This window comes from Maribacter sp. MJ134 (genome assembly GCF_003970695.1).
Lineage (GTDB): Bacteria > Bacteroidota > Bacteroidia > Flavobacteriales > Flavobacteriaceae > Maribacter.
Window position 1 is genome coordinate 838,302 of sequence record NZ_CP034570.1, and the last position, 18,746, is coordinate 857,047.

The 18,746-nt window shown below is 38.3% G+C and carries 19 protein-coding genes; 11 read left to right on the plus strand and 8 right to left on the minus strand.

From position 1 onward, the window contains the following. The first annotated feature begins 26 nt into the window (after nucleotides 1-26). The gene (gene serA / locus EJ994_RS03570) at nucleotides 27-1,919 is read left to right on the plus strand and encodes a phosphoglycerate dehydrogenase (RefSeq protein WP_126591232.1); all 1,893 of its coding nucleotides are present in this window, start codon (nucleotides 27-29) and stop codon (nucleotides 1,917-1,919) included. 153 nt (nucleotides 1,920-2,072) lie between these two features. Here the strand turns inward: serA and rlmH are convergent, their stop codons facing one another. Continuing rightward, the gene (gene rlmH / locus EJ994_RS03575) at nucleotides 2,073-2,546 is read right to left on the minus strand and encodes a 23S rRNA (pseudouridine(1915)-N(3))-methyltransferase RlmH (protein ID WP_126591233.1); all 474 of its coding nucleotides are present in this window, start codon (nucleotides 2,544-2,546) and stop codon (nucleotides 2,073-2,075) included. 63 nt (nucleotides 2,547-2,609) lie between these two features. Between rlmH and nadC the strand changes: the two genes are divergently transcribed. Genes nadC through priA form a run of 4 tightly spaced genes read left to right on the plus strand, consistent with a single transcriptional unit; the run spans nucleotide 2,610 to nucleotide 7,338 of the window. After that, nucleotides 2,610-3,467, plus strand: coding sequence for a carboxylating nicotinate-nucleotide diphosphorylase (gene nadC / locus EJ994_RS03580; protein ID WP_126591234.1), 858 nt, complete (start codon nucleotides 2,610-2,612; stop codon nucleotides 3,465-3,467). Next, entirely contained in the window at nucleotides 3,468-4,439 is a 972-nt protein-coding gene (locus EJ994_RS03585) for a YihY/virulence factor BrkB family protein (protein WP_126591235.1), read from the plus strand. After that, nucleotides 4,436-4,876, plus strand: coding sequence for a DUF2147 domain-containing protein (locus EJ994_RS03590; protein WP_126591236.1), 441 nt, complete (start codon nucleotides 4,436-4,438; stop codon nucleotides 4,874-4,876). Before EJ994_RS03585 ends, EJ994_RS03590 begins: the two co-directional genes overlap by 4 nt. 5 nt (nucleotides 4,877-4,881) lie before the next feature. Further along, the gene (priA, locus tag EJ994_RS03595) at nucleotides 4,882-7,338 is read left to right on the plus strand and encodes a primosomal protein N' (protein WP_126591237.1); all 2,457 of its coding nucleotides are present in this window, start codon (nucleotides 4,882-4,884) and stop codon (nucleotides 7,336-7,338) included. A gap of 54 nt (nucleotides 7,339-7,392) precedes the next feature. On the opposite strand, the gene EJ994_RS03600 is transcribed toward priA, so the two are convergent. Then, complete coding sequence (locus EJ994_RS03600; protein WP_099574919.1) at nucleotides 7,393-8,085, minus strand: LytR/AlgR family response regulator transcription factor; 693 nt, start codon at nucleotides 8,083-8,085, stop codon at nucleotides 7,393-7,395. Nucleotides 8,086-8,318: 233 nt separating this feature from the next. Here EJ994_RS03600 and rpsF point away from each other — a divergent pair, with 233 nt between their 5' ends. The 5 genes from rpsF (at nucleotide 8,319) to hisS (ending at nucleotide 11,727) form a co-directional block, all read left to right on the plus strand. Beyond that, nucleotides 8,319-8,660, plus strand: a complete 342-nt coding sequence (rpsF, locus tag EJ994_RS03605) for a 30S ribosomal protein S6 (protein ID WP_099574920.1) — start codon at nucleotides 8,319-8,321, stop codon at nucleotides 8,658-8,660. 5 nt (nucleotides 8,661-8,665) lie between these two features. After that, nucleotides 8,666-8,962 (plus strand): 30S ribosomal protein S18, encoded by a 297-nt coding sequence (rpsR, locus tag EJ994_RS03610; RefSeq protein WP_047245121.1) that lies wholly within the window; start codon nucleotides 8,666-8,668, stop codon nucleotides 8,960-8,962. Between the two features lie 13 nt (nucleotides 8,963-8,975). Next, on the plus strand, nucleotides 8,976-9,428 hold the full coding sequence (rplI, locus tag EJ994_RS03615) for a 50S ribosomal protein L9 (RefSeq protein WP_126591238.1): 453 nt from the start codon (nucleotides 8,976-8,978) through the stop codon (nucleotides 9,426-9,428). A 127-nt stretch (nucleotides 9,429-9,555) separates the two neighbouring features. Beyond that, the gene (locus EJ994_RS03620; protein WP_126591239.1) at nucleotides 9,556-10,032 is read left to right on the plus strand and encodes a DUF6495 family protein; all 477 of its coding nucleotides are present in this window, start codon (nucleotides 9,556-9,558) and stop codon (nucleotides 10,030-10,032) included. 33 nt (nucleotides 10,033-10,065) lie between these two features. After that, on the plus strand, nucleotides 10,066-11,727 hold the full coding sequence (hisS, locus tag EJ994_RS03625; protein WP_126591240.1) for a histidine--tRNA ligase: 1,662 nt from the start codon (nucleotides 10,066-10,068) through the stop codon (nucleotides 11,725-11,727). Here hisS and EJ994_RS03630 read toward each other — a convergent pair. Further along, nucleotides 11,722-12,270, minus strand: a complete 549-nt coding sequence (locus EJ994_RS03630; protein ID WP_126591241.1) for an NUDIX hydrolase — start codon at nucleotides 12,268-12,270, stop codon at nucleotides 11,722-11,724. The genes hisS and EJ994_RS03630 overlap by 6 nt on opposite strands. Nucleotides 12,271-12,314: 44 nt before the next feature. After that, complete coding sequence (locus EJ994_RS03635) at nucleotides 12,315-13,403, minus strand: M42 family metallopeptidase (protein ID WP_126591242.1); 1,089 nt, start codon at nucleotides 13,401-13,403, stop codon at nucleotides 12,315-12,317. A 200-nt stretch (nucleotides 13,404-13,603) separates the two neighbouring features. Here EJ994_RS03635 and EJ994_RS03640 point away from each other — a divergent pair, with 200 nt between their 5' ends. Continuing rightward, nucleotides 13,604-14,293 carry a DUF4294 domain-containing protein gene (locus tag EJ994_RS03640; protein ID WP_126591243.1) on the plus strand — a complete coding sequence of 230 codons (690 nt, stop codon included), beginning with the start codon at nucleotides 13,604-13,606 and terminating at the stop codon, nucleotides 14,291-14,293. A gap of 7 nt (nucleotides 14,294-14,300) precedes the next feature. Here the strand turns inward: EJ994_RS03640 and EJ994_RS03645 are convergent, their stop codons facing one another. From EJ994_RS03645 to EJ994_RS03660, 4 genes are read right to left on the minus strand one after another with little or no spacing between them, the layout of a single operon-like run. Next, the gene (locus EJ994_RS03645; RefSeq protein WP_126591244.1) at nucleotides 14,301-14,528 is read right to left on the minus strand and encodes a DUF6095 family protein; all 228 of its coding nucleotides are present in this window, start codon (nucleotides 14,526-14,528) and stop codon (nucleotides 14,301-14,303) included. After that, nucleotides 14,525-15,385 (minus strand): DUF4249 family protein, encoded by an 861-nt coding sequence (locus EJ994_RS03650; protein ID WP_126591245.1) that lies wholly within the window; start codon nucleotides 15,383-15,385, stop codon nucleotides 14,525-14,527. Before EJ994_RS03650 ends, EJ994_RS03645 begins: the two co-directional genes overlap by 4 nt. A gap of 25 nt (nucleotides 15,386-15,410) precedes the next feature. After that, the gene (locus EJ994_RS03655; protein ID WP_126591246.1) at nucleotides 15,411-16,268 is read right to left on the minus strand and encodes a DUF4249 family protein; all 858 of its coding nucleotides are present in this window, start codon (nucleotides 16,266-16,268) and stop codon (nucleotides 15,411-15,413) included. 3 nt (nucleotides 16,269-16,271) lie between these two features. Beyond that, nucleotides 16,272-18,671, minus strand: coding sequence for a TonB-dependent receptor (locus EJ994_RS03660; RefSeq protein WP_126591247.1), 2,400 nt, complete (start codon nucleotides 18,669-18,671; stop codon nucleotides 16,272-16,274). Nucleotides 18,672-18,746 lie beyond the last annotated feature (75 nt).

The window sequence follows — 18,746 nt, forward strand, 5'->3', positions numbered from 1 at the left end:
TCAAGGAATAAGAAAGTGCGTTAAAAATGGTAGAATCAGGAAGAAAATATGTTTTTGATTTCGATAGTACGTTAACAAGGGTAGAAGCTTTGGATGTACTTGCGGAAATGACCCTACAGGGAAAATCCAATAAGGAAGAAATCATCAATGAAATACAGAAAATTACCAACTTGGGTATCGATGGTGATATTTCCTTTACGGAATCTCTTGAAAAGCGCATCAAACTATTAAAAGCCAATAAATCTGATCTCGAAGGCCTCGTTGAGGAATTGCGTCAAAAAATATCAAAATCCATAGCTTCCAACAAAGAGTTTTTTGAAAAATATGCGGATGATATTTATGTAATCTCCTGCGGGTTCAAGGAATTTATTGACCCTATCGTAAAGGAGTATAATATTCCATCGGAAAGGGTATACGCCAATACCTTTACATTTGATGAGGACGGAAATATTGTTGGGTTCGACGAAGACAATGTACTGTCTCAGCACAATGGTAAAATCGAGTGTCTTAAACAAATGAACCTAGAAGGGGAAGTACAGGTTATAGGTGATGGTTATAGTGATTATGTGATGCGGGAAGCCGGAATAGCCGATAAATTCTTCGCCTACACGGAAAACGTTCATAGGGATAAAGCTGCGGACAATGCCGACCATGTAACACCGAGTCTGGATGAATTTTTATTCGTGAACGATTTACCTAGGAATATATCTTATCCTAAGAATAGGATTAAAATTCTTCTGTTAGAGAATGTGCATACCGCTGCTTTTGAAAATCTATCGGACGAAGGTTTTTCGGTAGAATTGGTGAAACATAGTTTGCCAGAAGAGGAGCTCATAGATAAGATTAAGGGCGTCCATGTTTTAGGTATCCGTTCAAAAACACAGGTAACCCAAAAGGTTTTGGATGCCGCGGATAAATTATTGGTCGTAGGTGCTTTTTGTATAGGTACTACTCAAATAAACTTAGAGTATGCCAAAAAGAAGGGTGTGGTAGTCTTTAATGCGCCATACAGTAATACACGTTCCGTAGTAGAACTCGCCATAGGTGAAATCATCATGTTAATGCGTAGTGTATTCGCCAGAAGTTCCGAAATCCATAACGGTCAATGGCAAAAAACAGCCGCTGGATCAAGGGAAGTCCGTGGTAAGAACTTAGGTATTGTAGGTTACGGTAACATAGGTAAGCAACTGTCCGTTCTAGCAGAGGCCATAGGCATGCGGGTGTATTATTATGATGTTGAGGATAGTCTTGCACTTGGTAATGCCAAAAAATGCAACACCTTAGAGGATTTACTGAATATATCGGACGTGGTAACGCTTCATATTGATGACAATCCGGCCAATAAGAATTTTATTGGGGAGCGCGAAATAAACCAAATGAAGAAAGGTGCCATGTTAGTGAATTTGTCCAGAGGTTTCGTGGTGGATATCGATGCTTTGGTAGCGGCACTAGAAAGCGGTCAGGTAGGTGGGGCCGCGGTAGATGTATATCCTGAAGAACCCCGAAGTAATGGAGATTTTAAGACTAAACTCCAAGGTTTTTCAAATGTGATATTAACTCCTCACGTAGGTGGTAGTACAGAGGAGGCACAAAGAGATATAGCCGATTTTGTTCCGAATAAAATCATGGACTATATCAATTCTGGTAATACGGTAGACGCTGTCAATTTTCCTAATATAAGACTTCCGAAACAGAATAAAGCACACCGTTTCTTGCATATTCATAAGAACGTACCCGGGATTATGGCAAAAATCAACGAAGTACTGGCGAAGTTTGAGCTTAATATTTCCAGTCAATACCTGTCAACCGATAGCGAAGTTGGTTACGTGATTACAGATTTGGATAAGGAATACAACAAAGACGTCATCAAAGCCTTGAAAAAGGTAGAGAATACCATTAAGTTTAGAGTGCTCTATTAAAATACCACACTGCAATAGTTATCAAATAGAAAATAATTAACTACTGGATTTTCTGCTAGTTGAATTATAGCGACACTTTAAAAGGGTATAGCATGTATTGACCAGAGGCGGCTTCTAAATTGAGTTCGAAGTTTTTAATTGAATCCCTTTTTTCTATTGATGGTGATAGGGTTCATTCTTTAAAATGGTAAAGGCTCGGTACAATTGTTCCACCATGAACAACCGCACCATTTGATGGGAGAAAGTCATTTTAGACAAACTTATTTTCCCTGAAGCAGCCTTATAAACCATATCACTAAAACCATAGGGTCCCCCGATTACGAATACCAATTGTTTGAGGCCGGAATTCATCTTTTTTTGTAGATACCCGGAAAAATCGATAGAAGAAAATTGTTTACCGCCTTCGTCTAAAAGAATAAGGGTATCCGTGCTAACCAGCTGTTTGAGAATTAATGCTCCTTCCTTGTTTTTTTGTTGTTCTTGGGAAAGGTTTTTGGTTTTTTTCAAATCGGGAATTACTTCCATCTTAAAATTGATATAATATCCTAAGCGTTTTTGGTACACGGCAATAAGTTGTTCCAGTTGGGTACTATCTGTTTTGCCAATAACCAATAGTTTTATAGTCATACACCAAAAGTAAATCAATTTCCCAAAATGGATTCGTATTTTAGCAGGTGATAATACGGTTTTATGATTTCAGAAGAACAGTTCAATAAAGAGATTAAAGGCATCATTTCAAATGCCATACGAGAGGACGTAGGTGATGGTGACCATAGTTCGCTGGCGTGTATTCCTGAGGACGCTATGGGCAAAGCAAAGTTATTGGTAAAGGACAAGGGAATAATTGCGGGCATCGCTTTTGCTAAAGAAGTCTTTTCATATGTTGATGAAAACCTAGAGGTAGAAACCTTGATTGAAGACGGCAGCCAAGTTACCCATGGTGATATTGTGTTTTATGTAAAAGGGAGCTCACAAAGTATTCTAAAGGCGGAAAGATTAGTGCTCAATGCCATGCAACGTATGAGTGCAATAGCGACCAAGACCAATTTTTTTGTCAATTTACTGGAGGGTACGGATACTAAAATTCTGGATACAAGAAAAACTACGCCAGGCATACGGGCTTTGGAAAAATGGGCGGTAAAGATTGGTGGAGGAGAGAACCACAGGTTTGCCCTTTATGACATGATTATGTTGAAGGACAACCATATCGATTTTGCCGGAGGTATTACAAAGGCCATTGAAAAGACACAGCGTTATTTAAGCGATACGGGCCGTGATTTAAAGATTATCGTCGAAGCCCGAAACCTCGAAGAGATAAAAGAAATCCTAAAATCAGATGGGGTCTACCGTATTCTTATCGATAACTTCAATTATGAAGATACGCGAGAAGCGGTTAGACTGATCGGTGACGAATGCCTAACGGAATCCTCAGGAGGTATAAACGAAGAAACAATCCGTAATTATGCGGAGTGCGGTGTGGACTATATTTCCTCAGGAGCGCTAACACATTCGGTTTATAATATGGACCTAAGCCTTAAAGCGGTATAAATGTCTGTAGAGATCGAGGAAAAATTGGATAAGATTCCTATTGTAAATTGGGTGGTTCGGCTGTTGAAAACCGTGAAACTTCCCGGTTTTGAGGGTTTATCCATCTACGATCTCGCAGAGATGTATATTTTGGGAATTCTTGAGGGCACCTTATCTACCAGAGCAAGTGCCATTGCCTTTAGTCTGTTCATGGCACTTTTTCCACTTTTAATATTTATGGTCACCTTGGTACCGTTTTTGGTCTCGTACGTAAGTCTTGAGAACAGTAATTTTGATGCCGAATTCCTTTCTTTTCTAGAATCTTTCCTACCCTCGGCAACAGGGGAATATTTTGGGGAAATTTTTCAGCAGATCAAGGACCAAAAAAGAGGGGGCTTATTGTCGTCTTCTTTCATAATTTCCATATTCTTGGTGGCAAATGGGGTAAATGCGATTTTTGGAGGTTTTGAAACCTCATATCATATAGATTTAACGCGTAATTTTTTTAGACAATACCTGTTTGCACTAATGGTAGGGCTTATTTTGGCCATACTTATCATTGTGGGCTTTGTTGCCTTCATTTATTTTGAATTCTACGTATTGGGTTATTTAACGGAATTTGCCGCTAGGCAAGGGGGCTATGTACTCGGTGAGGATGATATCATGGGCGTACAAATCGCTAAGGTGCTATTCTTCGTAATTTTATCCTATTTTACAACGGCTATCTTATATTATTTTGGAACTAGGGAAGGTAAACAAGCGCGTTTCTTTTCTATAGGGGCGTTAATGACTACCATTCTATTTTTGGTAACCTCCTACCTTTTTGGAATATATGTAGAAAAATTCGCCAGATATAATGAGCTGTATGGCGCATTGGGAGGTTTATTGATTTTGATGGTTTACATCTGGTTAAATTCTAATATCTTGCTACTTGGATTTGAGTTGAACGCCTCCTTGAATTCGCTAAGAAAAATTGCTAAGAAAGAAGAATGATAGATTCCGTTAGAGTATTGCTCATAATATTTTTTGTGTGCTTCACAGGCACAATGATGTCTCAGTCCGTTTTTGGGAAGTGGAAAACCATTGACGATCGCACCGGTAAACCCAAGGGGATTATCAATATTTATGAGAAAAATGGCTTAATGTATGGATACGTTGAAGATATTTTAGAAAAAGGGAAAGAAAACGCCAAATGCATTAAATGTGATGGAGAATTAAAGGATAAACCTGTTGTTGGTATGGAAATCATCACGGCAGCAAAAGAAAATGAAGACGGAGAATGGAAGGGCAAACGTTTGTTCGACCCAGAACAGGCGATGACATTTAGATGTAAAATTTGGTTGAACCCCGATAATCCAAATGAACTAAAAGTTAGGGGTTATCTTGCTTTTATTTATCGTACGCAAACCTGGTTGCGTGTGGAGGGCTAAAACGTATGGCACATTTTATAGATGTAATTTTACCTATTCCGCTAGAAAAGACGTTCACTTATACCATAAATACGGAAGAAGTATCGTTCGTGGAAACGGGTATGCGGGTTTCCGTACCTTTTGGTAAATCAAAAATATATACAGGAATTATAGCAGCCGTGCATCAAACAGCCCCAGAAATATACGAGGCAAAGGAAATACATCAAATTCTCGATGATTACCCTATAGTTTCTCCTATACAGCTGCAGCATTGGAAGTGGATCGCTAATTACTACATGTGTACGCTCGGAGAAGTGCTACGAAGCGCCTTGCCGAGTGCATTTCTTTTAGAGAGTGAAACGTTGGTACTCTTGAATAAGGATGCTGAGGTAGATGAAGATACCTTAATGGATAACGAATTTTTGGTATATGAGGCGCTACAGCATCAATCCGTTCTAAAGGTCCATGAGGTTTCGGCCATTACGGAACGTAAGAATGTAATGCCAATTTTACAACGGTTGTTAGAAAAGAAAATCATTCTATTAAAGGAAGAGATTTATGAGCAGTATAAACCTAAATTGGTCAAATATATTCGGCTTGGGTCAGTTTACAAAACTGATGATGCTTTAGCGCTATTGTTAGAATCTTTAAAACGCGCTCCCAAACAGAGTCAGGCAGTGTTGGCACTTTTTCAACTTCAAGGTGCTTCCAAGAAACCAATAGCCAGTACAGATTTGGAGAAATCCAGTAATACCTCTACGGCAGTGACCAAGGCACTGGTGGATAAGGGTATTCTAGAGACCTATTTCATTAGAAAAGATAGGGTAAGTTTTGATGGCTCCAAGGATGATAACGATACCAAGGATTTGAACGAATACCAAGTAGCAGCTCTAAATGATATAAGAAAATCATTGGATGAGGAAAAAGTGACACTGCTTCATGGTGTTACCTCCTCGGGTAAAACCGAAGTATATGTAAAATTGATTGCCGATTATATTAAGAAAGGAAAGCAAATCCTCTATTTGCTCCCGGAAATTGCACTGACTACACAGCTTATTTCTCGATTGCAGGAATATTTCGGAGAAAAGATTGCCATCTATCACTCAAAGTATAACGTCCATGAAAGGATAGAGGTCTGGAATAACGTATTGCATCAAAAGCCCAAGGCACAACTGGTCATAGGGGCCAGGTCGGCTTTATTTCTACCTTTTAAGGAACTGGGACTAATTATTGTTGATGAGGAGCACGAGAGTTCTTTTAAACAGTTTGACCCCGCACCAAGGTACCATGCTAGGGACGCTGCCATAGTTCTTGGGAACTTACATCAATCCAGAATTGTTCTGGGCTCCGCCACACCAAGCGTAGAAAGTTTTTACAATGTGCAACAAGGAAAATACGGCTACGCAGAAATAAGTAGGAGGTTCGGTAATGTACTTATGCCGGATATGGAGTTGGTGGATATAAAGGAAGCCCAACGCAAGAAAAGACTTAAGGGCCATTTTTCAGAACGCTTACTCCAAGAAATGTCAGAAGCATTGGAAATGGGGGAGCAAATTATTCTTTTTCAAAACAGAAGAGGCTATGCACCCGTATTGGAATGCTTAACCTGTGGACACACACCACAATGCCCTAATTGTGATGTTAGCCTTACCTACCATCAATATAAAAAGCAATTACGCTGTCACTATTGTAGTCACGCTACGGCAATTCCGGAGAGTTGCCTTGCCTGTGGAGGTTCGGATTTAGATACAAAAGGATTTGGAACGGAGCAGATTGAGGAAGAAGTAAAAAAACTATTTCCAAAGAGTAAGGTGGGGCGTATGGACTTAGATACCACCAGAGGCAAGTATGCATATGAAAAAATTATAACGGCTTTTGAACAACAAGAGATGGATATCTTGATCGGAACACAGATGATTACAAAAGGCTTGGATTTTAGGAACGTAAGGCTTGTTGGAGTCATGAACGCGGATGCCCTTCTGAATTTTCCGGATTATCGCGCCCATGAACGTACCTTTCAATTGTTGACCCAGGTATCGGGCAGGGCAGGGAGGACCAAAAAAAGGGGAAAAGTAATTATCCAGACCTATAATCCCTATCATCAAATATTAAAGCAGGTATCCACGGGAGAGTATGACGGTATGTACCAAGAACAATTATATGAAAGGGAACAATACAAATATCCTCCTACGAATAGAATTATAAAAATCACCTTAAAGCACAAGAATTATAATATTCTGAACGAGGCTGCCGATTGGTTCAGTAGCGCATTGAAGAATGTGGTGAAAGCTACGGTTTTAGGACCAGAATACCCACCAGTATCGCGTATTCGTAACCAATATTTAAAAAACATATTGGTAAAAATAGATAAGAGCGAATCACTCGGAATTTCAAAAAGAAATATCAGGAGAATAGAGAAGTCGTTCAAGGCAATCTCTGCATACCGCAGTGTGCGCGTAATCTATAATGTAGACCATATATAAAAAAACCGCCTTAGAAGGCGGTTTTTTAAAGTACAATTTATATCATATAAGTCTTTATACGTTGCTCAGCGCTTCGGCCAATTCGGTTTTCTTATTTCTACTTAAAGGAATAGATCTTCCACTAACCTCTACGTTTTTACTATTGAATTTCTCAACTTTTTCCAAATTCACGATGTAAGACTTGTGAATCCTTAAAAATTTCTCCTCTGGCAATTGCTTTTCAAAGGATTTCATTGTTGATAAAATTACGATATTAGCCTCGTCTGTAACCAGTTTAATGTAGTCGCCAAGGGCTTCAATCCACTTAATATCGTTTAAAATAACCTTTCTTTTCTTAAGATTACTTTTCACGAAAATATGCTCTTCGTCTTCGGTTACCCTGTTCAATTGCTCATATTTGGCAACAGCTCTTTTGACGGAGGCATCAAAACGTGCCATAGTAATCGGTTTATGTAAATAATCCGTTACATCATAATCAAAAGCTTTAAGGGCGTAATCAGGTTTTCCGGTAATCAAAATTACCTGAGGACTGTTATCTAGGGACTCCAGTAGGTCGAATCCGGTGATGATAGGCATCTCAACATCAAGAAAGATAAGGTCTATCTCGTTGTTTTTAATACCGTTTTTTGCCTCGATCGCATTGCTGTATTCAGCTACCATTGCTAAGTTAGGATGGTTGTTAACCAGTTTTGCAACGGCCATCCTTTGCATGGATGAATCGTCAACGATAATACTTCTTAATTTCATAAGGGCTGATTTGTGGGGTTAAATCATCGACAAATTACTGAAAAACAACGCTGAACTGCAACAAAAGATGTAAACAATGCATTGTTAATTGTGTAACCGGCGATAACCATGGGTTTTAAGATTTGGTTTATTAATTTCAATATTGCTTCTTCCTATAACGAAGAATTTTCTCTTTTCTTATATTTATTTTAAAATAATACCTATTTTTGCACTCCTTAAAACAAAATATAATTATGAACCATTACGAAACTGTTTTCATTTTGAATCCCGTGCTTTCTGATGATCAGATTGCGGAAACAGTTAAGAAATTTGAAGATTTCTTAATTAAGAATGGAGCCAAAATGGTCGCCAAAGAGAATTGGGGACTGAAAAAATTGGCCTATCCTATCCAAAACAAAAAAAGTGGTTTTTACCACTTGTTCGAATTTACTAACTCCGGTGAGGTGGTTACGCCTTACGAACAAGAGTTTAGAAGAGATGAACGTGTAATGCGATTTTTGACCGTTAAACTGGACAAGCACGCAATAGCATGGGCAGAAAAAAGGAGAACAAGAAACAAAACAGCTAAAGCTTAAGTATTATGTCTACATTACAACAACAAGCGAAAGGTAAAAAGGATGGGGAGATTAGGTATCTAACTCCGTTGAACATTGAAACCAATACAAAAAAGAAATACTGTCGTTTTAAAAAATCTGGCATCAAGTATGTTGATTACAAAGACGCGGATTTCTTGATGAAGTTGGTAAACGAACAAGGTAAATTGTTGCCAAGAAGACTTACAGGAACTTCCTTGAAGTATCAGAGAAAAGTAGCCCAGGCTGTAAAAAGAGCACGTCATTTGGCTTTAATGCCTTACGTTGGTGATTTATTAAAATAAAAGAAAAGGAATCATGGAGCTTATATTAAAGGAAGACGTAGAAAATTTAGGTTTTAAAGACGACTTGGTAACGGTAAAGAACGGATATGGTAGAAATTACCTTATTCCTCAAGGATTGGCTGCGATGGCCACCGTTTCCGCTAAAAAGGTTTTGGCCGAGAATTTAAAGCAAAGAGCGCACAAAGAGAAGAAAGTTGTTGACGCTGCGAATAAAACGGCTGATGCATTAAAAGCATTAGAATTGAAGATTTCCGCTAAGACAGGAGCTGGGGACAAATTGTTCGGATCTGTTACTACAATGGATTTAGCTGCTGCTTTAGAGAAGGAAGGTCATGCAATAGATAAGAAATTTATCAGCATACAAGGTGGTTCAGTAAAAAGAACAGGCCCTTACAATGCTCAGATAAGACTACACAGAGAAGTCGTTTTAGATTTCCCTTTTGAAGTAGTTGCAGAAAAAAAGTAATTTTCATTACTTTAAAATGATAAGCCTTTCAGTTTTCTGAAGGGCTTATTTGTTTAGGCGATAATCGAAATTAAATGTGATTTTCCTTTCAATACCTCGTGGACTTGCCCCGAGATAGTTTACAACTATGAAGTATACAAGACTTACTAAAGAACAATTAGAGGAGTTGAACCAAGAATTCATCAACTTTTTGGCTACCCAGTCCATTACAGGAGAAGAGTGGGCTAAAATTAAAAAAGACACCCCAGAAGTTGCAGAAGAAGAGCTTGATGTGTTCAGTGATTTAATATGGGAAGGTGTTTTGACCAAGGTGAAATATTTAGAGAATATTTCAGAGCAACAAATGCATCTCTTCCATTTAGCTGAGAAAGAGATGAAACTCATTGCTGTTAAGGTGATGAATCCCGAAATTGATTTGACTACCAAATTGGGATTTGAATGGTTCAAGAAAAATTGGCAATCCGATTTTGTGGACTATATGACCGCGGCCAAGGCATATACAGACGATAAGAACTTAGACAAATTTCAATTAATACGTCAAGGGGCCATAATTACCAAGGGCGATTTATATCAATGGTTTGAATCAATGATGGAAGTTTCCTAGCGTAGGACTATATTTGCAAGAGAATTTTATTTCATGCCACAGAAACCAACCATACCCAAAGGCACAAGGGATTTTACCCCGTCCGAAGTTAGCAAGCGCAACTATATCTTTGACATTGTCAAAAAGCATTTCCAAACTTTTGGATACCAACCCATTGAAACTCCTTCTTTTGAAAACTCGGACACTTTATTGGGGAAGTACGGAGAAGAAGGGGATAGACTAATTTTTAAGATATTGAATTCGGGTGATTTTTTAGAAAAATATTTTAAAATTATAGAAAAAATAATTGAAGCTAACCTGCTGGAGTTTCAAAAATCCTTGAAAGAATTTGATTTTGATAGTGGACCATACAATTATGTAAATCATAAAAGTTTAATTAATGATATATTTCAGTCTCAAAATTTAGGTAAGATTGATGAAGCCTTTCTCGATGTCTTTAATTCTGTAGACCTATACGGATTTATTTATGGCGGGATAGGAGCAAATGGAAATCATGATAACTTCATAGAATTTAATACTTCAGAATTAAAGACTTTAAAAGAAAAAATATTCTATAATTATCTCAATGAGATAAGTTCTAAACACTTTTCTGATCAAATCTCCGAAAAAGCCCTTCGTTATGATTTGACCGTACCTTTTGCACGTTATGTGGTAATGCATCAAAATGAGCTGGATTTTCCGTTCAAGCGTTATCAAATTCAACCGGTATGGAGAGCGGATAGGCCCCAAAAGGGAAGATTTAGAGAATTCTATCAGTGCGATGCAGATGTCGTAGGTTCCGATTCCTTGTTGCAGGAAGTAGAGCTCATTCAATTATATGATACCGTATTTTTCGATTTAAGTTTAAATGGGGTTACCATTAAAATGAACAATCGTAAAATTTTATCTGGTATCGCTGAAATCATAGGTGCAAAGCACCAACTGATAGATTTTACGGTAGCGCTTGATAAATTGGATAAAATAGGAGAGGAGGGCGTTAAGAAAGAGATGTTGGCCAAAGGCATTGCTGAAACCGCTATTCAAAAGGCAGCTCCATTATTCTCTTTAAAAGGTAGCAACGCCGAGCAATTGGACAGCCTCTCAGACCTCCTGAGCGAATCTGAGGAAGGGAGTAAGGGCGTAGCTGAATTACGTTTTATTTTTGAGGCTATTGCTGAGCTAGGTCTGCAGTCAGCTCAATTAACCATAGACGTGACCCTAGCTAGGGGACTTAATTATTATACGGGAGCTATTTTCGAAGTAGCAGCTCCTGAAGGTGTCGCCATGGGCTCTATAGGTGGTGGTGGTCGTTATGACGACCTTACCGGCATTTTTGGGCTAAAAGACGTGAGCGGAGTCGGGATATCTTTTGGCTTGGACCGTATCTATTTGGTGTTGGAGGAATTGAAACTTTTTCCAGAAGCCATAGACCAATCGCTAGATGTGCTCTGTCTCAATTTTGGTGCTAGAGAAAGTATGGCCGCTCTTAAATTAACCACAGTTTTGAGAAAGGCAGGTTTAAAAGCGGACTTATATCCTACGGATGCTAAAATTCAAAAACAGTTTAAATACGCGAATAACCGCAGGGTTCCCTATGTAGTATTGTTAGGAGAAAAAGAATTGACGAATCAGTCTTTCGTAGTTAAAAATATGGAAAGCGGAGAACAGAAAACCTATAAATTACAAGAGGCTCAACGTTTTATAGATAGTCTATAGTTGTTGTCTAATAGCTTTAATTACTCGCTTAAAATAAGAAGATTCGTGAGGAACGTATTTTTTTAGCCGTTCCTTATTTTGAATTTCTTCATGAAATTTATCGATTAAAACCAAGTTTAATGCCGCTACCTCACTATCCTGTTTTTTTAACTGATGTAGTGGCAGCTGAAGTTCACAAATATAGGTGTGATGAAATTCGCAGTCTATTAGATTTTCATGATGTTTCTGAACAGATTTAAAAACACCTATTTTCTTTAATTGTTCCTTCTTAATCGGTAAACCTATTTCCTCTGCTACTTCCCTAACCGCAGAAATTTCGATTTCTTCTCCTGCACCAATATGGCCTGCGACGGAAACATCCCAAAGCAATGGGTGTGTGTCCTTTTTTTCTCCACGTTGTTGAATTAAGATAGCACCATCTTTGGTATAGCACCAGACATGTACGGTAGCATGAAAAAGTCCCATGCGATGCGCCTGGGACTTCAATTCAATTTTTCCAGTATAATCTCCTTTGGAATCTAAAATGTCTAGTAGTTCGTCCATAGATCGGTAACATCCTTTCCTTAGGGAGAATTTAGGAGGGCTCTTTAGTCAAAATAGCTAAAAGTTTCACCTTCCTTAATGTTGAGTAGGGTTTCATAAATAAGCCGTATTACATTTTCAACATCATCTCTGTGCACAGTTTCAACAGTGGTATGCATATATCTCAAAGGCAGGGAAATCAAAGCCGACGCAACACCTCCATTACTGTAGGCAAAAGCATCCGTATCCGTTCCTGTAGACCTAGAAGCTGCCATACGTTGAAAAGGGATTTTATTTTTTTCGGCAGTGTCTATGATACGTTCCCTAAGTTTGTTCTGTACGGCGGGAGCATAAGAAATTACAGGTCCCGCACCAATTTCGGTATGTCCCTGAACCTTTTTATCGATTAATGGGGTAGTGGTATCATGGCACACATCCGTTACGATAGCAATATTAGGCTTAATGGTCTGTGTAATCATTTCCGCACCGCGCAAACCAATTTCTTCCTGTACGGAGTTGGTGATATAGAGTCCAAAAGGAAGCTCTTGTTTGTTTTCATGTAATAAACGCGCTACCTCTGCAATCATGAAGCCTCCAGCTCGGTTATCTATGGCCCTACAGACGAATTTATCATTGTTCAATATATGGAACTCATCCGGATAGGTAATGACACATCCTACGTGAACGCCCATTTTCTCAACTTCTTTTTTATCCTTTGCTCCAATATCTATAAAAATATTATCCAATTTCGGTGGTTCTTCCTTACCGCTCTTTCGGGTATGGATGGCCGGCCAGCCAAAAACGCCTTTTACAATTCCGTTCTTCGTATGGATATTTACCCATTTGGAAGGTGCTATTTGGTGATCACTACCACCATTGCGGATAACATAAAGTAAGCCGTTATCTGTAATATAATTTACATACCACGATATTTCATCGGAATGTCCCTCGATGACAACTTTAAATTCGGCATCAGGATTTATCACTCCCACTGCAGAACCGTACGTATCGGTAATAAAAGTATCCACGTAGGGTTTTAGATAGTTCATCCATAATTTTTGTCCTTCCCACTCATAACCCGTAGGGGAAGCATTGTTCAGGTATTTTTCAAAAAACTCTAGGGACTTTTTTGTGATAATGTTTTTTTTGGCCATATATAATTTGTTTACTTGATAGTTGAGATTAAAAATGCTCTAAGGAATACATAGGAACTATACGATATCTTCCTTTCCAATACCCTCTAAACTTTTTACAAGGTAATTTACGTACAAACTTAGCAATATTCGCTTGTTTTTGAATACTATGCTTTCTGAATTATCATTAATTTTGGCAAGGCTTTTGCTTTAAACGGATTATGAAAAAAGGTTTTTGGTTCTTATTTCTAGATTTACTACTAATAGGTAATGCTATAGGTCAGGTGGCAGAACAACCTTTGGATTCGGTTTCTGAGAAATTGATAATCATAGAAGGAGATTCTATCGTTCAAAGTTCCATAGCCTTGGAAGAGGCTTACGTTTTTGGAAGGCTGAAATTTAGCTCTTATGATGAAAAGCTACGGTACTATATTCTGCGTAGGAAAACACAAAAAGTATATCCGTATGCCAAACTGGCCGCAGAACGTTTGGTAGAATTGAACGATAGTCTGAAGTATATCAAAAGAAAAGGAAAACGTAAAAAATATACGAAGAAGGTTCAGAAATACATTGAGGAAGAATTCTCCGAGGAACTAAAGAAATTAACAAGAACAGAAGGACAAATCCTCGTAAAGCTTATCTACCGGCAAACGGGTACGACTGCATTCGACTTAGTAAAAGAGCTTAGGAGTGGATGGAGGGCGTTCTGGTACAATACCACTGCCAAACTTTTTAAGATTAGCATAAAGGAGGAATTTCACCCAGAGAAAATAGAGGAAGATTACCTTATTGAGGACATATTGCAACGCGCTTTTGCAGCTGGAAAGTTAGAGCGTCAAGAATCTGTCTTGGACTATAATTATGCGGATCTATCCAATAAATGGAAGAAAAAACCCAAACCCAAGAGTTAAGGTTACATTACTTCTTTCCAAATAGAGAATTCATAATTGTTTTGATTCCCCTAAAACCCATTCCAATGGCGGCCATCGCTAAAAGTATCCCGACTACTAAAACAGGCCAGTAAAAAGGATGGTCTTCATTCTTAAATGCTTGCCATATGACTATAGGAGCTAAAAACATAAGCATTACCGTATAGGCTAACTGCTTAACACCCTTTACTAATATATCTTTATTGGTTCTCCTCATTCTATTATAATGCGTTCTGAATATTGTTGGAATATAGCAAAATAACCAAGAGGAAAACTGTCAGGCTGATTTACGTTGTCGAAAAAATCATCGTTGTCAATATCCGTAACATCAAAAATATTACCACGTGCCGTACTAACGGGTGTTTCAAAAATATCGAATTCTCCACTGCTCTGTTCCAACACAACATTCATAAAATTATAATAAGCTTGGTCTATGCCCATAATTTTAATAATTATCTCCTGCTCAGGTTCAATGGTATTTTCGTAAAAATGAGAGAAGGAAAAGGATTGTCCTTGATAAAAAGTGTCCTCTGTAGTTTGAAAAGTATTACCCCCAAAATTAAAAAGGTAAAAGTCCTTTCTATCCTCTTTATCCGTATAATGTATGATTATTTCTAATTCGTCGTCGTTAAAACTATTTGTGCCTTGTACGAGGCTATCAATAGGCACGGTGGGAACATACCTAGTTCTGGAAAAATAGAGTCTATCCTGATAACGCAATTGAAGAATCAATTCTCCGTCTGTCAAAAATTCGGTCCCAACTTCACCTCTATATATGCCACTATCTTCCTCTTGCTCTATCAATATAACAAAACTATTACTGTCATCTGGATCTGTTCCATTTCCCAAATTGGTTAAGGTAATTTGTGAAAGGTTGGCAACAGGTATGGTCTCGAAAAATGAATTGGTGAGACTAACCTTTACTTCAATTGGTATCGTATTCAATGAGGTGTTTACAGGTATTAGTGCTTCCACAACTAGCCTAGGTCTCGTTTCGGGTAAACTTATTTCCACTACATCTTCGCAACCGGACAGTACTAATACAAAAACTAGAAATACAGCCAAGTTTCTCATAAGCTATGGTATCGCATCCAAAAGGTTATTCTATAGTAATGGTTCTTGAGAATTGTTGCACAACGGCAAAGTAACCCAGTACAAAATTTTCTGGTTGTCCCACATTGTCAAAAACCTCTTCGTTATCAATGTTACTGGCATTGATAATGTTGCCACGAACGGTTGCAGACGGCGTTTGGAAAGGTCCCTGATCACCTCCAGATTGCACAATAAGCTGATTCATGTAGTTGTAAAACCCTTCATCGGCACCAAGAATATTAATAGCCACTTCATCACCAGCATTCAATTCATTATCGTAGAAATAGGAGAATTCAAATGTTTGTCCCTGGTAAAATTCGTCTTCGGTAACCAAGTATTCATTAAAATCAAAATCGAATATATAAAAGTCATCACGTTCCGCATCATCATTAAAAGAGACAATGATTTCCGTTTCATCCCCACTAAAGAGTGTTTCTGTACCTTGAGCTAAACTGGCAATGGGTACTGTTGGCACGTATTCCGTACGCGCTACGTAAATATCATCTTCATAATTTATACTCAAAAGAAGTCTACCTTCGGTCAGAAGGCTATTATCAACAGTTTTTTCATAAATACCACTTCCAGGTTCTTCTTCTATCAGCACCATAACATTCCCCGCCATATCGGTAGAGGCATCTAAATTGGTCACTGTAATCTGTTCTAGATTAGCAACGGGAGTGGGTTCAAAAAAAGAGCTGGTAAGTCTTACTTTAACCTGAATATTGGTTATGGCGGAGCTATCTTGTATGCGTATCAGAGCATCCACACTTAATCTGGGAGGCTCCGACGGCGTCTCTATCTCAATGACATCTTCACAGGCCAAAAAACTAAACGTAGCGATTAGAATATATACCAGTCTTTTCATCTGTTAAAATTTAAAATTATAAGTTACTGCAGGCACTACTCCGAATATGGAAGTTCTTATGGCCTCATTAACGCCCGTGTCCTGATTTCTTCTAAAATTAATAGATGCCGCATTACGTCTATTGTATAAATTGTAAATACTAAAAATCCATTCTCCCTGTACTTTTCTGTTGGCATTTTTCTTAGGTGTTAAAGTGGCCGATACATCAATACGGTGATAGTCGGGCAGACGTTCCTCGTTTCTAAGCCCAAAATAAGGTATGGTCAGTCCCTGAAATTCAAATTGTCCAACAGGATAATTGGTCGGTTGCCCTGTTTGATAAACGAAATTGGTGTTAAAACTCCATTTCTTGTTGAGTTCATAACTCGCAAAAAGGGAGACATCATGTGTTTTGTCGTAAGGGGTGTTGTACCATTGCCCCAAGTTTATTCCACTTTCTAAGTTACTCCTACCATTATCTTCAACCGCAGGCCTTCCTGGTGTTCTTTGTTCCGATTTTGACAAGGTATAGGCCAGCCACCCCTGAAATCTACCTTCATTTTTACGAAGTAGGAATTCCAAACCGTAAGCTCTCGCTTCCCCATTGAGAATAACTTGCTCTATGGCGTCGTTTGCTATAAGATTTGCCCCGTCAATATAATCTATCCTATTCTGTATGTCTTTATAAAAAACTTCCGATTCTATTGAATACTCCCCATCGTTTATATTCCTGAAATAACCAAGGGCGTATTGGTCCAAAAGCTGGGGTTCTACAAAAGGGCCACTGGGTGTCCAAACATCCAGAGGAGTAGGGGAGCTGGTGTTAGAAAGTAAATGCAGGTACTGAGCCAAACGAGTATAACTCGCTTTTACCGAACTTTTAGAGTTGAAGGTATATGCTAGAGAGGCCCTTGGTTCAAAATTACTGAAGGTGGCAAGGCTACCGCCTCTACCGGGATTAATTACCTCTATTGGCTCCGCCTCTTGATAAATGAGCAGAAATGGGTCAAATAACACCGGATTGTCATTTTCATAAATATTAAGTTCATCTTGCCCTAGCCGTATAAAATTACTGAAACGTAAACCATAACCTAAGCTAAGATTTTCCGTCACCCGATGCTCCACATCGATATAGGCTGCAAATTCATTTGCGTATTTTTGGGTAAGCTGTTCCTCAAGAATTCCGGATTCCGAATTACTAGGCTCAATTTTGCCCGGATTAAATTGGTAATAGATATTGTTAAGACCGTAGTTGATCTGTAATTTATCGTTCACATAATGCTTGAGGTCGTATTTTACATTAAAATTTCGAATTCCAGAATTCCAGTTAAAGCCTACAAAATCCAATTTAAGGCCGTAATAGTAATCAGAATATATTAAGGATAGGTTGGAGAATAATTTATCGGAGAATAAATGGTTCCATCTAAAATTGGCCACGGTATTCCCATAGGTATTTACAAAACTATCGTTTATGCCAAAAACGTCTCGACCAAAATAACCGGAGAGAAATATATTATTATTTGCATTCAGCTTATAATTTAATTTAGTGTTCAAATCAAAGAAATAGGCGGTATTATCAACATCAAAGAGCGGTAAAAATAAATGCGCATAGGACGCTCTTCCACCGATTAAGAAAGCCGCCTTATCCTTTTTTATAGGACCCTCGACCAAAAGTCTACTGGCTACCGCACCAATACCACCGTTTACTTTGAGTTCTTTGCTATTACCTTCTTTCTGAAAAATATCCAAAACCGAGGAAACCCTACCTCCATATCTGGCTGGAATCCCACCTTTATACAGTTTAATATCTTTAATGGCATCAGGGTTAAAAACAGAAAAGAATCCAAAAAGATGTGAAGAATTGAAAATGATGGCTTCATCCAAAAGAATAAGATTTTGGTCAACCGCGCCACCACGTACATTAAAACCAGAGGCCCCTTCACCGGCGTTGGTTACGCCTGGCAATAGGAGAATGGATTTTATAACATCCGCTTCTCCAAGGATTACAGGTATTTTTTTTATAGTGCTCACAGATAAGGTGTTTACACTCATTTGGGGTTTTCTAATATCCATTTTTTCCACATTCTCGGTAACCACAACTTCCTCTAGCTGTTCAGCCTCTTCAGTGAGCTTAAAATCGATTTTGGTGTCTTTATCTAAAACAATGTTCTGCACAATTTCCTTAAAACCTAAATAGCTTACCAAAACTTGATACTCACCTTCTGGAAGTGTTATGGAGTAAAAGCCATATTCATTAGTGGTAACGCCTGTACGCAACTCTGGAAAGGCAATGGTTACGCCTATTAGGGTTTCGTTACTGTTCTCCTCAGTAATTGTGCCACTGAGGGTATACTTTTGTTGGGCCGTTATTGTAATTAGGGAAAAAAAAGATAGTCCGAGGAGAAGACTTTTAAGGTTATTCATTCAAAGTTTTTTTAAAAATAAACAGAAATGTGAGACGTTTGAAAACCTTAACAGTTTTTCAATAAAAAAAGGTCC

What these genes read in the sequence shown, in the direction of transcription:
- EJ994_RS03600 (WP_099574919.1), bottom strand. Translation starts at nt 8,085, where the DNA reads ATGAAATTAAGAAGTATTATCGTTGACGATTCATCCATGCAAAGGATG.
- EJ994_RS03640 (WP_126591243.1), top strand. Translation starts at nt 13,604, where the DNA reads ATGAAAAAAGGTTTTTGGTTCTTATTTCTAGATTTACTACTAATAGGT.
- EJ994_RS03585 (WP_126591235.1), top strand. Translation starts at nt 3,468, where the DNA reads ATGTCTGTAGAGATCGAGGAAAAATTGGATAAGATTCCTATTGTAAAT.
- EJ994_RS03655 (WP_126591246.1), bottom strand. Translation starts at nt 16,268, where the DNA reads ATGAAAAGACTGGTATATATTCTAATCGCTACGTTTAGTTTTTTGGCC.
- serA (WP_126591232.1), top strand. Translation starts at nt 27, where the DNA reads ATGGTAGAATCAGGAAGAAAATATGTTTTTGATTTCGATAGTACGTTA.
- priA (WP_126591237.1), top strand. Translation starts at nt 4,882, where the DNA reads ATGGCACATTTTATAGATGTAATTTTACCTATTCCGCTAGAAAAGACG.
- hisS (WP_126591240.1), top strand. Translation starts at nt 10,066, where the DNA reads ATGCCACAGAAACCAACCATACCCAAAGGCACAAGGGATTTTACCCCG.
- EJ994_RS03630 (WP_126591241.1), bottom strand. Translation starts at nt 12,270, where the DNA reads ATGGACGAACTACTAGACATTTTAGATTCCAAAGGAGATTATACTGGA.
- nadC (WP_126591234.1), top strand. Translation starts at nt 2,610, where the DNA reads ATGATTTCAGAAGAACAGTTCAATAAAGAGATTAAAGGCATCATTTCA.
- EJ994_RS03660 (WP_126591247.1), bottom strand. Translation starts at nt 18,671, where the DNA reads ATGAATAACCTTAAAAGTCTTCTCCTCGGACTATCTTTTTTTTCCCTA.
- rlmH (WP_126591233.1), bottom strand. Translation starts at nt 2,546, where the DNA reads ATGACTATAAAACTATTGGTTATTGGCAAAACAGATAGTACCCAACTG.
- rplI (WP_126591238.1), top strand. Translation starts at nt 8,976, where the DNA reads ATGGAGCTTATATTAAAGGAAGACGTAGAAAATTTAGGTTTTAAAGAC.
- rpsF (WP_099574920.1), top strand. Translation starts at nt 8,319, where the DNA reads ATGAACCATTACGAAACTGTTTTCATTTTGAATCCCGTGCTTTCTGAT.
- rpsR (WP_047245121.1), top strand. Translation starts at nt 8,666, where the DNA reads ATGTCTACATTACAACAACAAGCGAAAGGTAAAAAGGATGGGGAGATT.
- EJ994_RS03650 (WP_126591245.1), bottom strand. Translation starts at nt 15,385, where the DNA reads ATGAGAAACTTGGCTGTATTTCTAGTTTTTGTATTAGTACTGTCCGGT.
- EJ994_RS03590 (WP_126591236.1), top strand. Translation starts at nt 4,436, where the DNA reads ATGATAGATTCCGTTAGAGTATTGCTCATAATATTTTTTGTGTGCTTC.
- EJ994_RS03635 (WP_126591242.1), bottom strand. Translation starts at nt 13,403, where the DNA reads ATGGCCAAAAAAAACATTATCACAAAAAAGTCCCTAGAGTTTTTTGAA.
- EJ994_RS03620 (WP_126591239.1), top strand. Translation starts at nt 9,556, where the DNA reads ATGAAGTATACAAGACTTACTAAAGAACAATTAGAGGAGTTGAACCAA.
- EJ994_RS03645 (WP_126591244.1), bottom strand. Translation starts at nt 14,528, where the DNA reads ATGAGGAGAACCAATAAAGATATATTAGTAAAGGGTGTTAAGCAGTTA.